The organism is Sphingomonas phyllosphaerae, assembly GCA_036946405.1.
Taxonomy (GTDB): Bacteria; Pseudomonadota; Alphaproteobacteria; order Sphingomonadales; family Sphingomonadaceae; genus Sphingomonas; species Sphingomonas phyllosphaerae_D.
In genome coordinates this window covers 1,617,440-1,632,111 of the sequence record JAQIJC010000001.1, presented here as the reverse complement: position 1 = coordinate 1,632,111, position 14,672 = coordinate 1,617,440, and the positions used below count along the sequence as shown (strand labels likewise).

The window sequence follows — 14,672 nt, the reverse complement described above, 5'->3', positions numbered from 1 at the left end:
TGCGGGCGGAGGTGCTGATTTTGACGCTAGATCAGACAATTACCGGGGCCTCGCGCGTTGCGGGCGAGCTGGGGATCAGGACGCTTGATCTGCAGGCGGACATCTCGGAGCTTTCGACGCGCGTCACCGCGCAGGCACGCACGATCGAGAGCGTCGATGCGCAGACCAGCCGCCTCACCGACGACGTCGAGAATGTCGCGGATGCCGCGCGCGAGGCGTCGGGCGCGACCACCGGCGCGCACGGGCTGCTCGCCAGCTCGCACGTCCAGATCGACGCCGCGATGGGTGACGTCGTCGATCTGATCGCGCAGGTCAGCCGCATCCACGACAGCCTCGGCGCGTTCACGTCGGCGTTGGAGGAGGTCGGACGCGTCACCGCGACGATTGATGCGATCGCCAAGCAGACCAACCTGCTTGCACTCAACGCGACGATCGAGGCGGCGCGCGCCGGCAACGCCGGGCGCGGCTTCTCGGTGGTCGCGGGCGAGGTCAAGAAGCTGGCGTCGGAAACCGCCGCGGCGACGTCGCGGATCAACACCTCGATCGCAGCGCTGACCACGCAGGCGGACGCGATGCTCGGCCGTGTCGACACAGGCGTCACCAAGGCGCGCTCGGCGCACCAGGGAACGCATGAGGTCAAGGCGCTGGTCGCACAGCTGCGCGGGCTGATGGACGGGCTGGAACGCAACAGCGAGAGCGTCGTGCGGCGGATCGGGTCGATGCTGTCGGCGGTGGTCGAGGTGAAGACCGGGCTCGGGCAATTGTCGGCGACCTCCAGCGACAATGCTGCCGGCCTGCACCGGCTGTCCAAGCGGCTGACCACCGTCAGCGACGACACCAACGAATTGCTCCAGTTGCTCGCCGAAAGCGACGCCGACACGCCGGATCGCCCCTACATCCACTTTGCGACCGCCGCGGCGCGGCAGGTGTCGGAGGGGCTGGCGCAGGCGGTGGCGTCGGGCACGCTCGACGACGCGACGATCCTCGGCGACACCTACCAGCCGGTCGCAGGCAGCGATCCGCCGCTCTTCACCCACCCAGCGATGGCGACGATCACGGCGCTCGCCCGTCCGCAGCAGGAGGCGGCACGCGCCCTGCCCGGCTTCTTCGGAATGAGCTTCACGGACCGGCGCTGCTTCGGCGCGGTGGCGATGCCGGAACGGTCGCTGCCGCAGCGTCCCGGCGAGCGTAGCTGGAACACCGAATATTCACGCGCCGGCGTGTTCTTCCACTTCCCCGATACCGAGGAGCAGGTGAAGATCACCAAGCCGTTCTGCCTCAAGGCGTATCGCCGCCTCGCCTCGGATGGCAGCGTGATCCTGCTCAAACAGGTGATCGCGTCGATCAACGTCAACGGCAAGCACTGGGGCATCCTGCAACTGGCGTACAAGGATCAGGGATAGGTCGGGCTGCGGGACGCTAGGTCCGCCCGAACAGCTTGGCGACGCTCTTCATATCCAGCTTCACCCACGTCGGACGGCCATGGTTGCACTGCCCCGAGTGCGGCGTGACCTCCATCTCCCGGAGCAGCGCGTTCATCTCGGCCGGCGACAGCACGCGCCCGGCGCGCACCGAGCCGTGGCACGCCATCGTCCCCGCGATCGCGTCCAGCCGCTCGCGCAGGCTCAGCGCCTCGTCATAGGCCGCGAGTTCGTCGGCCAGGTCGGTGACCAGACCCTTGGGATCGCCGCTGCCGAGCAACGCGGGCGTCGCGCGCACCAGCATCGCGCGCGCGCCGAACCGTTCCAGCTCCAGCCCGAACTCGGCAAGCTCGGCAACGCGCGCCTCCAGCCGGTCGCACGCCGGTTCGTCCAGCTCGACCACCTCGGGGATCAGCAGCGCCTGCGACGCGACCCGCCCGCCGGCGAGCGCGGCGCGCATCCGCTCCAGCACCAGCCGCTCGTGCGCGGCGTGCTGGTCGACCAGCACCAGGCCATCCTCCGCCTCGGCGACGATATAGGTCCTGGCCACCTGCCCGCGCGCGACGCCCAGCGGGAAGTCGGTCGTCGCGGGCGGCGGCGTCCAGTCGGGAACGGAACGTGCGGCCGGCGGCGCAGCAAAGAACGTGGGGCGCTGGTCGTTCAGCCGTAGCCCCTCGCCCATCGGGGTAGGAATTGCGGTGGGGGCATGAGGTTCGAACGGACCGCCAAACAACGCCCCTCCCCCAACCCCCTCCCCAAGGGGGCGGGGGCTATTCTCCTGCATCCACATCGCCATGATATCCGCCGGTGCCGAATGCGCCACCCGGTGCCCCGCCGCATCCAGCGCACGCCGCAAGCCGGAAACGATCATCCCGCGCACCAGCGCCGGATCACGGAAGCGCACCTCGGTCTTCGCCGGATGGACGTTCACGTCGACCTCGCTCGGCGGCACGTCGAGGAACAGCGCGACCACCGCGTGGCGGTCTCGCGGCATCATCTCGGCATAGGCGCCGCGGATCGCGCCGATCAGCAGCCGGTCGCGCACCGGACGTCCGTTGACGAACAGATATTGGTGGTCGGCCACGCCGCGGTGGAAGGTCGGCAGCCCCGCGACGCCGCCCAGCACATGACCCTCGCGTTCCAGGTCGATGGCGACCGAATTGTCGGCGAGCGCGCGATCGGTGAGCGCCGCGACCCGCGCCGGCCGGCTCTCGGCCGCCGCCACCGACAGCGTGCGCCGCCCGTCATGCTCCAGCGAGAAGGCGATGTCGGGCCGCGCCATCGCCAGCCGCCGCACGACGTCGAGGCACGCGGCATATTCCGACCGCGGCGAGCGCAGGAACTTGCGCCGTGCGGGCACCTGCGCGAACAGCGCCTCCGCCACGACGCGCGTGCCCGGCGGCAGCGCGGCGGGGCCGTCGCGCTCCAGCACGCCATTGTCGACCGTGCGCGCCCAGCCCTCCGCACCCGCCGGCCGGCTCTCGATCGTCAGCCGCGCGACCGAGGCGATCGACGGCAGCGCCTCGCCGCGGAAGCCCAGCGTGCGGACCCGGTCGATATCCTCGTCAGGCAGCTTGGAGGTGGCGTGGCGTTCGAGCGCCAGCGCGATCTCTTCGGGGGCCATGCCGCACCCGTCATCGGCGACCTCGATCCGCTCGACCCCGCCCGCGGCGAGCACCACCGCGATCCGCGTGGCACCGGAATCGATCGCGTTTTCGACTAACTCCTTCAACGCGCTGGCTGGTCTTTCCACCACTTCACCGGCGGCGATACGGTTGACCAGATGCGAGGGGAGACGGCGTATTGACACGCGGCAACACCTAGACCAAGCCGCGGCATCCCGCGACCCCGCAGATACCATCGCCAGCATGATTTCTGCGGGACGCGCGGACTTGGACGATCACTGCCGGCGCCCACTGCAATCCGGCGACAACGACACGGACGACAACGTCAATGATATTCTCGCGCCTGTTCAAGATGACCTCGCACGACATGGCGATCGATCTCGGAACCGCGAACACGGTCGTTTACGTGCGCGGCCGCGGCATCGTGCTCAACGAGCCGTCGGTGGTGGCGGTCGAGACGATCAACGGCGTCAAGCGCGTCAAGGCAGTCGGAGAAGACGCCAAGTTGATGATGGGCAAGACGCCCGGATCGATCGAGGCGATTCGGCCGCTGCGCGACGGCGTGATCGCCGACATCGACGTCGCCGAGCAGATGATCAAATATTTCATCGAGAAGGTGCACGGGCGCCGGCGTTTCATGCGCTGGCCGGAGATCGTGATCTGCGTCCCCTCCGGCTCGACCAAGGTGGAGCGTCGCGCGATCCGCGACGCCGCGCAGAATGCCGGCGCCAGCGCGGTGTATCTGATCGAGGAACCGATGGCGGCGGCGATCGGTGCGGACATGCCGGTGACCGAGCCGGTCGGCTCGATGGTCGTCGACATCGGCGGCGGCACGACCGAGGTCGCGGTGCTGTCGCTGCGCGGGCTCGCCTATACGACGTCGGTGCGCGTCGGTGGCGACAAGATGGACGAGGCGATCGTCAGCTATGTGCGCCGCAACCACAATCTGCTGATCGGCGAAGCGACTGCCGAGCGGATCAAGCAGGAACTGGGCTGCGCCAAGCCGCCGGCCGACGGGATCGGCAAGACCGTCTATATCAAGGGGCGCGATCTGGTGAACGGCGTGCCCAAGGAAATCCAGATCACGCAGGCGCAGATCGCCGAGGCGGTCAGCGAGCCGGTCGCCGCGATCGTCGACGGCGTGCGGATCGCGCTGGAAAACACCGCCCCGGAACTGGCGGCGGACATCGTCGATCAGGGGATCGTGCTGACCGGCGGCGGTGCGCTGCTGCAGGGGCTGGACGAAGTGCTGCGCGACGAAACCGGGCTGCCGGTGACGATCGCGGACGACCCGCTGATCTGCGTCGCGGTCGGCACCGGCCGCGCGCTGGAGGATCCGCTGTTCCGCGCGGTATTGCAGAACGGGTAAGCGACGGTCCGTTCGCGCCTGGGGGCTCATCACCCCTTTCCAGGTGCGGGAGCAAGGGCATGGAATGGCAACTCATCACCTAATCTGAAGGCGGGAGGTGGCGGCAATGGCGCCGTCGCGGGATCGGCGCCCCGGCTTTTCGCGGCGCGCGCAATACGGACTGTTCGTCACCTACATCCTCGGCATCGCCGGGGCGGTGGTGGGGGCGGTCCTGCTTGCGCTGTCGACCTTCCATCCCGCCGCCTTCTCCGTGGCGCGCGCCGCGGTGTCGGAGATCACCGCGCCCGCCTCCACGGCGACCGCGGCGATCATCCGCGCCGTCGCGACGGTCCCACAGGAGATCGGGACGTGGTGGCGGGTGCATGACGAGAATGCCGAACTGCGCGCCCGGCTGGCGCGTGCGCGCGAGGCGTTGCTGGTCGGGCGACAGGCGCGGCTGGAGAACGTCAGGCTCCGCGCGCTGCTCGGGCTGCGCGACCGCGCGCCGGAGGTGGTCACCGTCGCACGTATCGTCAGCACCAGCGCGTCGAGCACGCGCCGTTACGGCCTGCTCAACGCCGGAAGCTGGCAGGGCGTCGCCGAGGGTCAGCCGGTCCGCGGGCCAGAGGGGCTGATCGGCAGGGTTCTTTACGCCGGGCCGGATACCGCACGCGTGCTGCTGGTCACCGACGCCGAAAGCATCGTGCCGGTGCGCCGCTCGCGCGATGGCCGCCCCGCGCTGGCCGCCGGGCGCGGCGACGGATTGATCGACATCCGCACGATCGACACCGCCGACGGCAAGTTCCGCCCCGGCGACATCTTCGTCACCTCCGGCACCGGCGGCATCTTCCTGCCCGGCGTGCCCGTTGCGCGCGTGCTGCGCGACGGCACCGATGCCGCGCCCGCACGGCCGTTCGCGCGCCCGGATGCGCTCGATGTCGCGATCGTCCACCGTGCGTTCATGCCGCCCCCGCCACCCGCACCGAAACCCGCCCCCTCCCCGACCCCGAGCCCCACCCCCGATCCGTGACCCTCGCTGCGCGCCCGCCCTTCGAAGAACCGCTCGGTCGTGGCCGCGCGCGGCTGTTGCCGTGGGCGACGGTGATGGTCGGGTCGCTCGTCACGATCCTGCCGTGGAGCGCGACGCTGCCGCTGCTGCCGCCGGCGGGGCTGTTGATTCTGCTGTCATGGCGTCTGCTCGCGCCCTTGTCGCTGCGCGTCTGGGCGCCGGCGCTGCTCGGGCTATTCGACGATCTGCTTTCCGGCCAGCCGCTGGGCAGTGCGATGCTGTTGTGGACGCTCGCCTTCTTTCTCGTCGAGGCGATCGACGCGCGCTCGGGCGTGCGCGATTTCAAACAAAGCTGGGCGATCGCCGCGATCGCGATCGGCTTCGTGCTGGTCGGCGGACGGCTGGTAGCGACGCCGCTCGATGCCCATGTCGATAGCGTGTTATTGCTCCAGATCGTGATCTCGGTTTTGCTCTTCCCCGCCGCGGCGCGGCTGGTCGCGTGGATCGACCTGCGGCGCGCGCTATGAGGCCGCGCGCACCGAAGATCATGACCGAGGCGGCGCAGAGCTACAGCTTCTCGCGCCGTGCCTGGTTGCTCGGCGCGGGTCAGGCGGGGCTGGGCGCGCTGCTGATCGGGCGGATGGGCTATCTCGCGATCGCACAGAACGAGCATTACAACCTGCTCGCCGAGAGCAACCGCGTCAGCATGACGATGATCCCGCCCCGCCGCGGCTGGATCGTCGACCGCCACAACCAGCCGATCGCCAGCAACCGCACCGATTTCCGCGTCGACGTCATCCCCGACCGGATCGAGGACAAGGACCGCGTGCTCGCGCATCTGCGCGGATTGCTCGGCCTCTCCGACGAGGATCTCGCGCAGATCAATGCCGAGCTGGAGCACGCCCCCGGCTTCCGCCCGGTCGAGATCGCCGAGAACATCGACTGGGAACGCTTCGCCGCGGTGCAGGTCCGCCAGCCCGAGCTGCCCGGCGTCGCGCCGACGCGCGGTTTTGCGCGTCATTATCCCGCCGGCCCGGCGGTCGCGCACCTGATCGGCTATGTCGGCGCGGCAACCGCCGAGCAGTATAAGAAGACGCGCGACCCGCTTTACGTCACGCCGGGCTTCAAACTCGGCAAGGACGGGCTCGAAAAGACGATGGAGCCGCTCCTGCGCGGCACCGCGGGGGCCAAACGCGTCGAAGTTACGGCACGCGGCAAGCTGGTCAAGGAACTCGCCACGCGTCCCGACGTGCCGGGGCGCACGCTGCGCCTCACGATCGACGCCGGGCTACAGGAATATGCGGCGCGACGGCTCGGCACCAACTCGGGCTCGGCGGTGGTGTTCGACTGCACCAATGGCGAGATGCTCGCGATGGTGTCGATGCCCGCCTACGATCCCAACACCTTCTCCGAAGGCATCAGCCAGATGGAGTGGAAGATGCTGAGCGAGGACGACCACGTCCCGCTGATGAACAAGGTGACGCAGGGGCTCTATCCGCCGGGCTCTACGGTCAAGCCGATGAATGGCCTCGCGCTGCTCGCCGCCGGGGTCGGCGCGGACGAGCGTGTGTTCTGCTCTGGCGCGATGCGCGTCGGAAATGGCGTGTTCCACTGCCACAAACGCGGCGGCCACGGCCCGCTCGATCTCAAGAACGCGATCATGCAAAGCTGCGACATCTATTTCTACGAAATGGTGCGCCGCGTCGGCTATGATAAGATTGCGCCGGTCGCGCGCGAGCTGGGGCTGGGGCAGAAGTTCGACCTGCCCTTCTCCACCCAACGCTACGGCACCGTCCCCGACAGCGCATGGAAGCAGCGCAAGTACAAGACCGACTGGAAGGTCGCCGATTCGCTCAACGCCTCGATCGGTCAGGGCTATGTGCTCTCCAACCCGCTGCAACTGGCGGTAATGGCCAGCCGGCTGGCGTCGGGGCGCCGGCTGGTGCCGACGCTGATCCGCGATCCGTTCAAGCCACAGGCCGAGCTGCTGCCGATCGATCCCGAGCATTTCCGCATCATCCGCGAGGCGATGGACGGCGTCGTCAATCATGGTGGCACCGGCGGCGCGGCGCGGATGCTCGTCCCCGGCGTCGCGATCGCCGCCAAGACCGGCACCGCGCAGGTGCGCCGCATCACGATGGCGGAGCGGCGCTCGGGCGTGCTCAAGAACGGGCAATTGCCGTTCCGGCTGCGCGACCACGCGCTGTTCGTGTGCTTCGCGCCCTATGACAATCCGCGCTACGCCGCGGCGGTGGTGCTCGAACACAACGGCCATACCGTCCGCAACCTCGACACGCCGATGATCGGCCGCGACATCATGACCTATCTGTTCGATCGCGACCGCGCGATGCGGAGCCTTGCCGAGGTCGAGCCGACCTGGGGCGGCGACATCGCGACGCGCATGGCCGCGCAGCGCGCCGCCTATCGCGCCGCGCACGCTCCCGCGCCGCCGGTCGTCGACGACGACGACGTGCCCGCCTCCAACTCCCCCGCGGTCGAGGCGGCCACCGACGCGTCGAACGCCAGCGCGGAGGCGACCGCGCGCGACGTCGCGGCCGGCGACGGCCCGGCGCGTACCGGCTCGCCCGAGCCCGAAACCGATAGCGAGCGCCGCGCCGATCCGCTCGACCGCGCCGTGAGCCCGCAACGATGAGCGGCTTCGTCCCCGCGCCGCTCGCGGTGCTGCCATGGCGCGTGCTGCTGCTCGTCACCGCGATCGGCGGGTTCGGGCTGATCGTGCTCTATTCCGCCGCCGGGGGCAGCCTGCGCCCATGGGTGATCCCGCAGGGCGTGCGCTTCGCGGTATTCCTGGTCGGCGCGGTGGCGCTGTCGCGCGTCCCGCTCGACTGGTGGAAGAAATCCGCTTTCTACATCTACGGCATCTTTCTGATCCTGCTGGTGCTGGTCGAACTGCTCGGCGCGGTGCGTGGGGGCAGTCAGCGCTGGCTGGGGTTCGGCCCGATTCGTATCCAGCCGTCCGAAACGATGAAGCTGGCGATCGTGCTGGCGCTCGCGCGCTTCTACGACATGCTACCGGCCGCCGAGACGCGCCGCTTCCAGGCGATCTGGCCGGCGGCGGTGCTGATCGGGATGCCGGCGCTGATCGTGATGGCGCAGCCCGATCTCGGCACCGGGTTGATGATCTGCGCGGGCGGCGCGACGGTGATGTTCCTGTCCGGCGTGCCGCTGCGGCTGTTCGTCGGCGGCGCGCTGGCCGCCGCGACCGCGATCCCGCTCGCCTTCAACTACGTGCTCCACGATTACCAACGCCACCGCATCCTGATCTTCATGGACCCGGAAAGCGACCCGCTCGGCACCGGCTATCACATCAGCCAGTCGAAGATCGCGATCGGATCGGGCGGCCTGTTCGGCAAGGGTTTCCTGCAAGGCACGCAGAGCCACCTCGACTATCTTCCCGAGGGGCACACCGACTTCGTCTTCGCGACGATGGCGGAAGAATGGGGGCTGGCGGGCGGTGCCTTCCTGATCATCGCCTTCCTGCTTGTGATTCGCTGGGGCGTGAACGTCGGGGTGCGCGCCGAAGATCGGTTCGCCAAGCTCGCCGCCGCGGGTCTAGCGACGACGATCTTCTTCTACATGGCGATCAACCTGATGATGGTGATGGGGCTGGCGCCGGTGGTCGGTATCCCCTTGCCCTTGGTCAGTTTCGGCGGCTCGGCGCAGATGACGGTGCTGATCTCGCTGGGTATCCTGATGGGCATCGACCGTTCGATCGCGGCGCGGCGATCGACGCGCTGGTGAAAAAAGTCAAAAAAGGGGTTTGCGAATCCGGGAAGCGCTGTTAGAGGCGCGCTTCCCGATCGCGGGGCGGTTCTTCGGAAACGCTTCTCCCACGGTCACTGGACGCATAGCTCAGTTGGTAGAGCAGCTGACTCTTAATCAGCGGGTCCTTGGTTCGAGCCCAAGTGCGTCCACCAGTTTCATCGACGGTCTCGCGAGCGATCGCGGGGCCGTTGTGCTTTCGGGCTCCTTGATAACGAGCTGCACCGCATCTGCACGACCGCTGCACCGAATGCCCTTGGCCTCCGCGCGAGCAGCCCAACCGCACCGCCTAACCTGACCGCTCACGACATCAGGAGCGTTCGGTGCGGTACAGTTTCCTCATCAAGTCCGTCGTCGCGGTGGCGCTGGTCCTCGCGTTCGATCGATTGTTCCCAAGCGACATGGCAGGCTCGGCGATCGGTGCGTTCGCCGGTGCGTGGCTGATCGGCGTTATCGCCACGCGATCCGACGTCCGACGCGACCTGCGCGCGCTCGTCGCGGTGCTGGCAGCGGCGCTGTTCGTCACCGCGCTGATCGACGATCCCGGCCCGCTGGCATGGACGATGTTCTGGTGCGCGCTGTCGATCGCGGCGCTGATGCCGCGCACCGCGCGGTTCGACGACGCATGGCGCTGGGCGGCACGACTGGCGATCCATGCGGCGAGCAGCGCGGCCCGACCACTGCGCGATCTGCGGCAAGGCCTGCGTCGCCCCCGCGGGAAGCGGCGCGGCGTGCGCGCCACGCTCGCCATCCTCGCCTTCCCGCTCGTGGGCGGCGCGCTGTTCCTCGGGCTGTTCGCCGCCGCCAATCCGCTCATTGCCGACGCGCTCGCTGCGATCCGCCTGCCCTCGCTGTGGCAGGTCGCGATCTGGACGATCGTCGGGTGCGGCAGCTGGCCCGGCCTGCGCCCGCACCCCGCGGCGACGCGCCTCGCAGCGCGCCTGCCGGATCCCGAACCGGTGCTGCCCGGCACCTCGCTGCCGTCGGTGCTGATCGCGCTGGCGCTCTTCAACACGCTCTTCGCGGTCCAGAACGCGCTCGACGTCGCCTTTCTATGGAGTGGCGGACCGCTGCCGACCGGCGTGTCGCAAACCGAATATGTCCACCGCGGCGCCTATCCGCTGATCGTCACCGCACTGATCGCGGGCGTGATGGCGCTGGCGATGCTCCGCCCGGGAAGCGCCAGCGAGCGGCATCCGTGGGCGCGGCGCATGGTGGTGCTGTGGGTCGCGCAGAACCTGATCCTCGTCGCCTCCAGCGTGTGGCGGACGATCGACTATATCCAGACATCGATGCTCACGGAGTGGCGGATCGCCGCGCTGGCGTGGATGGCGCTGGTCGCGCTGGGCCTCGCGACGATCTGCCGGCGGATCATCGAGGGACGTAGCGCGCGCTGGCTGGTCAATGGGAATGCAGCGGCGGCGCTGGTGGTGCTGACGCCGTGCACCTTCCTCGATCTGGGCGCGATCGCCGCAGCGTGGAATGTTCGCCATCAGACTCCGGCGGCGGTCGATCTCTGCTATCTGAACGAGGTTGGAGACGGCGCACTGCTGCCCATTCTGGAGCTCGAGCGGCAACCGACCGACGCAGCGACCCGTGACCGGATTCGCTACGTTCGCCATGAGCTTTACGTCAACCTTGAAGAGCGACAGGGCAATTGGAGAAGCTGGACGCCTCGTGGAGCTCGCCGCCTCGCACGCGCCCGTGCCGCCCTCGCGGCACGTTCTTGGCCCCAACCGCCAAACGACGCCCGCGTGTGGCGTGGCTGCGATGGCGCGATCATCGGCTATGACAAGGCGCTCCGGCCTTGACCGGGGGCGTCATGATGATGATCCCCTGCCCCATGCCGCGCACGATCCTGATCGCCGACGACGACCCGCACATCCGCCAGTTGCTGGTCTTCGCGCTCGCCAAGGCCGGCCTCGACACGATCGAGGCCGGTGACGGAGAGGCGACGCTGGCGGCGGCGGCATCCGCGCCCGACCTGATCGTGCTGGACATCAACATGCCGCGCCTGGACGGGATCGAGGTCTGCCGCCGCCTGCGCGCGAGCAGCGACGTGCCCATCCTGTTCCTGTCGAGTCGCGACGACGAACTCGACCGTGTGCTCGGAATCGAGCTGGGCGCGGACGATTACGTCACCAAGCCCTTCTCCCCGCGCGAGGTGGTGGCGCGGGTGATGGCGATCCTGCGCCGCGTCGCCGCGCGTCCGCCGATCGTGGCGGAGGCGACGGCCGGCGTCCTGCGCCGCGGGCGATTGTCGCTCGACACCGACGGATGGCAGGCGAGCTGGGCGGGACAGTCCGTCACGCTGACCGTCACCGAATTCGGCATCCTGCGCACCCTGGCGACGATGCCGTCGAAAGTGTTCGGTCGCGACGCGATCATTGACCGGCTGCACGGCCCCGGCTTCGCCGTCACCGATCGCACGATCGACAGCCACATCCGCAACCTGCGGGCCAAGTTCGCGCGCGTCGGGGCCGACGACGTGATCGAGACGCGCGCCGGGATCGGCTATCGCCTCGGCAATTGCGGCGCGGCGTGATCGAGCCGTTCAAGCGCGTCGTCCGCCGGCACTGGCCGCGGCTGCGACTGCGGACGATCCTGCTACTGACCTTTACCTTCGTCGCCGCACTGCCGGGCTTCGGCGCATTGTTCCTGCGCGTGTACGAAAACGCCCTGGTGCGACAGACCGAAGCGGAGATGATCGCGCAGGCCTCGGCGCTTTCGGCAACCGCAGCGCTGGCATGGAACGGCGACGGGCCGGTCGCCGTGCCGCGCGCACGATCGCCCGCGATCGATCTGCGGTTGACCCCGATCCTCCCGGCGCGCCCCGCGCCCCGCGCGGCGGCCAGCACGTCGGACGCGGTCGCTCGTGACTGGAGCCGCCGCGTCGCCCCCGCCTTGCGCCTTACCTCGGCGGCGACGGGCGCCGACATCATATTGCTCGACGATCACGGCCGGCTGCTCACCGGGGGGCAGGCTGGCGGCGATGATAGCGGCTTGCCGGAGGTGTGCGCGGCGCTCCGCGGGCAGCCGGCGACCGTCCTGCGACGCAACCCCGGCTACCAGCAACCGGGCGGCGTGGAATGGCTGAGCCGAGCCGCCGATCTCCACATCGACCTTGCCACCCCTGTCATCGCCGATGGCCGTGTTGTCGGCGTCCTTCTGCTCTCGCATCAACCCCGCGCGCTGCTCGATGGGCTGCAAGCGGACCGCGGCAAGATCGCGCTTGGCGTCGTCCTGATCTTCGGCACGTTGGTCGTACTCAGCGGTCTGCTGTCGCGCGGCATCGTCCGCCCGGTCGAGGCGCTCGGCACCGCCACGCGCGCGGTAGCGAGCGGCGGCGGCAGCGTGCCCGATGCACCGACCACCGCCGCGATCGAGATCCAGGCGCTCTACCGCGATTTCGGCAGCATGGCCGCGGCGATCGAGCGGCGCTCGCGCTACCTGCGCGACTTTGCGCACGCGGTCAGCCACGAGTTCAAGACGCCGCTGGCCGGGATCGGCGGCGCGGTCGAGCTGCTGCAAGACCACCCCGACATGGCTGCAGCGGATCGTGACCGCTTCCTCGCCAACATCGCCGAGGATGCCGACCGTTTGACACATCTCGTCAGCCGCCTTCTCGACCTCGCACGCGCCGACATGGGCGAGAACGCGGACGGCGTGACGACCGATGTCATCGGCGCTGCGCGCCGCATCGTGGATGCGCACGGCACCTTCGCCGTCGAACTGCACCTGCCCGTCACATTGCCTCGGGTAGCAGTTCCGCACGGCGCCGTTGAGGCCGTGCTGACCAGCCTCATCGAAAACAGCCGCCAGGCCGGCGCTACCCGCGCTTCGATCACCGGCGGGAAGGTGTTCGACTCAGTGACCCTGACGGTCGGCGACAATGGTCCGGGCATCCCGCCTGGTGACCGCGATCGCGTGTTCGAACCGTTTTTCACCAGCCGTCGCACCGAAGGCGGTACCGGCCTCGGCCTCCCGATCGCGCGCTCGCTGCTCGAAGCGCAGGGCGGCACGATCGCCCTCGATCACGGCGCGGAGAGCGGCGCAACTTTCCGCATCACCTTGCCGCTGGCGCACGATGCATAGGTTCGTGCCGCCCCGGCCTCCATCGCTGTCGGCCGCGCTGATAGCCGGGACGATCGCGGCCGGACTGGCCATCCGCAAACTGCCCGTCGGGCTTCCTCCCGCGGTCGTAAAGCACGGCGGCTCGATCCTGTGGGCGTCGATGGTCTATTGGATCGTCTCGACGCTTCGTCCGAGATGGAGGCCGCGCCGCAGCGGGATCGCCGCCGCTGTCATCACCACCGCCATCGAGCTTTCGCAGCTCTACCACCTCCCGACGCTCAATGCCTTTCGACGCACCAGCCTTGGCGCCCTGTTGCTCGGCCGGGTCTTCTCGGTGTGGGATGTGGCCACATACGCCGCCGCGGTCGGGTTGGCAGCGATGGTCGACCGGATCATCCGCGGTCAACCGACGCCTGGGCTCGTCGTCAATCGTCGGCGGCTCGCGAGCGATCGCGGGGCCGTTGTTCATTATGGTGATCTGGCGAAGACGGTCGTCGCAAAATCTGGCAGGAGGCGCGAACGGACACGAAAGGCCGCCGATGATCCTGCGCAGTGATGAAACCCTCGACGTCGACGTGCCGGGCGGCGGTCCGATGCGGATGCACCTGTTCCGCCCGGTCGCCGCGGGCCGATATCCCGGCGTGCTGCTCTATTCGGAAATCTATCAGGTCACCGCGCCGATCCGGCGGCTGGCGGCGATGCTGGCGGGCAACGGCTATGTCGTCGCGGTGCCCGAAGTCTATCACGAATACGAACCCGCCGGGACCGTGCTGGCCTATGACGCCGCCGGCACCGACCGCGGGAACGCCCTCAAAATCACCAAACCGGTCGCGGCATTCGACGCCGATGCCACCGCCGCGATCGGCGCGCTGGCGGCGCACCCGGCCTGCACCGGAAAGCTGGCGACGTTCGGCGTCTGCCTCGGCGGGCATCTGGCCTGCCGCGCCGCGCTCGATCCGCGCGTGGCCGCCGCGGCGTGCTTCTACCCCACCGACATTCATTCGGGCACGCTCGGCGAAGGTCGGAGCGACGACACGCTGGCGCGACTGGCGGAGCTGACGGCCGAACTGATGCTCGTCTGGGGGCGACAGGACCCGCACGTCCCGCTCGACGGCCGCGCGGCGATCCGCGCGCGGCTGGAGGAGGTCGGCGCCTCCTACGAATGGCACGAGTGGAACGCGCAACATGCCTTCCTGCGCGACGAAGGCGCGCGCTACGATCCCGCGCTGTTCCTGCAGGCGATGCTGCAAACGCTCGCCTTCTTCCGCCGCACGATCGGGTAGCGACGCTCCTCATCCCTGCCGAACTCTACCCCCGTTCGTGCTGAGCTTGTCGAAGCACGTGTCGCATCGCACGCCCTTCGACAGCCTCAGGGCGAACGGCGGAGGCAAGGCGAGCCGGAGCGAGGCAAG

12 protein-coding genes and 1 tRNA gene are annotated in these 14,672 nt (G+C 69.1%); 12 read left to right on the top strand and 1 reads right to left on the bottom strand.

The genetic code is table 11. The features are described 5' to 3' along the window. The first annotated feature begins 20 nt into the window (after positions 1-20). A complete protein-coding gene (locus tag PGN12_07805) occupies positions 21-1,403 on the top strand; it encodes a methyl-accepting chemotaxis protein (GenBank protein MEH3103797.1) in 1,383 nt (460 codons plus the stop codon). A gap of 16 nt (positions 1,404-1,419) precedes the next feature. Here the strand turns inward: PGN12_07805 and mutL are convergent, their stop codons facing one another. Beyond that, complete coding sequence (gene mutL, locus PGN12_07800; GenBank protein MEH3103796.1) at positions 1,420-3,231, bottom strand: DNA mismatch repair endonuclease MutL; 1,812 nt, start codon at positions 3,229-3,231, stop codon at positions 1,420-1,422. A 143-nt stretch (positions 3,232-3,374) separates the two neighbouring features. Between mutL and PGN12_07795 the strand changes: the two genes are divergently transcribed. The 11 genes from PGN12_07795 (at position 3,375) to PGN12_07745 (ending at position 14,543) form a co-directional block, all read left to right on the top strand. Further along, a complete protein-coding gene (locus PGN12_07795; protein MEH3103795.1) occupies positions 3,375-4,415 on the top strand; it encodes a rod shape-determining protein in 1,041 nt (346 codons plus the stop codon). A gap of 106 nt (positions 4,416-4,521) precedes the next feature. Next, entirely contained in the window at positions 4,522-5,424 is a 903-nt protein-coding gene (mreC, locus tag PGN12_07790) for a rod shape-determining protein MreC (protein MEH3103794.1), read from the top strand. Next, the gene (gene mreD / locus PGN12_07785) at positions 5,421-5,930 is read left to right on the top strand and encodes a rod shape-determining protein MreD (protein MEH3103793.1); all 510 of its coding nucleotides are present in this window, start codon (positions 5,421-5,423) and stop codon (positions 5,928-5,930) included. Before mreC ends, mreD begins: the two co-directional genes overlap by 4 nt. Continuing rightward, positions 5,927-8,056, top strand: coding sequence for a penicillin-binding protein 2 (gene mrdA / locus PGN12_07780; GenBank protein ID MEH3103792.1), 2,130 nt, complete (start codon positions 5,927-5,929; stop codon positions 8,054-8,056). The genes mreD and mrdA overlap by 4 nt, the downstream gene beginning before the upstream one ends. Further along, positions 8,053-9,165, top strand: a complete 1,113-nt coding sequence (gene rodA, locus PGN12_07775) for a rod shape-determining protein RodA (GenBank protein ID MEH3103791.1) — start codon at positions 8,053-8,055, stop codon at positions 9,163-9,165. The genes mrdA and rodA overlap by 4 nt, the downstream gene beginning before the upstream one ends. Positions 9,166-9,265: 100 nt before the next feature. Beyond that, positions 9,266-9,341: transfer RNA gene (locus PGN12_07770), tRNA-Lys, on the top strand. A 168-nt stretch (positions 9,342-9,509) separates the two neighbouring features. Beyond that, positions 9,510-10,997, top strand: a complete 1,488-nt coding sequence (locus PGN12_07765) for a DUF4173 domain-containing protein (GenBank protein ID MEH3103790.1) — start codon at positions 9,510-9,512, stop codon at positions 10,995-10,997. 32 nt (positions 10,998-11,029) lie between these two features. Next, the gene (locus PGN12_07760) at positions 11,030-11,731 is read left to right on the top strand and encodes a response regulator transcription factor (protein MEH3103789.1); all 702 of its coding nucleotides are present in this window, start codon (positions 11,030-11,032) and stop codon (positions 11,729-11,731) included. Next, entirely contained in the window at positions 11,728-13,281 is a 1,554-nt protein-coding gene (locus PGN12_07755) for a HAMP domain-containing sensor histidine kinase (protein ID MEH3103788.1), read from the top strand. The genes PGN12_07760 and PGN12_07755 overlap by 4 nt, the downstream gene beginning before the upstream one ends. Continuing rightward, complete coding sequence (locus tag PGN12_07750) at positions 13,274-13,816, top strand: DUF2809 domain-containing protein (GenBank protein ID MEH3103787.1); 543 nt, start codon at positions 13,274-13,276, stop codon at positions 13,814-13,816. The genes PGN12_07755 and PGN12_07750 overlap by 8 nt, the downstream gene beginning before the upstream one ends. Next, positions 13,800-14,543: a dienelactone hydrolase family protein gene (locus PGN12_07745; GenBank protein MEH3103786.1), complete on the top strand. Its 744-nt coding sequence runs from the start codon at positions 13,800-13,802 to the stop codon at positions 14,541-14,543. Before PGN12_07750 ends, PGN12_07745 begins: the two co-directional genes overlap by 17 nt. Positions 14,544-14,672 lie beyond the last annotated feature (129 nt).

Coding starts and splice junctions, on each gene's coding strand:
- PGN12_07795 (MEH3103795.1), top strand. CDS start 3,375: ATGATATTCTCGCGCCTGTTCAAGATGACCTCGCACGACATGGCGATC.
- mrdA (MEH3103792.1), top strand. CDS start 5,927: ATGAGGCCGCGCGCACCGAAGATCATGACCGAGGCGGCGCAGAGCTAC.
- mreC (MEH3103794.1), top strand. CDS start 4,522: ATGGCGCCGTCGCGGGATCGGCGCCCCGGCTTTTCGCGGCGCGCGCAA.
- PGN12_07750 (MEH3103787.1), top strand. CDS start 13,274: ATGCATAGGTTCGTGCCGCCCCGGCCTCCATCGCTGTCGGCCGCGCTG.
- PGN12_07745 (MEH3103786.1), top strand. CDS start 13,800: ATGATCCTGCGCAGTGATGAAACCCTCGACGTCGACGTGCCGGGCGGC.
- rodA (MEH3103791.1), top strand. CDS start 8,053: ATGAGCGGCTTCGTCCCCGCGCCGCTCGCGGTGCTGCCATGGCGCGTG.
- PGN12_07760 (MEH3103789.1), top strand. CDS start 11,030: ATGCCGCGCACGATCCTGATCGCCGACGACGACCCGCACATCCGCCAG.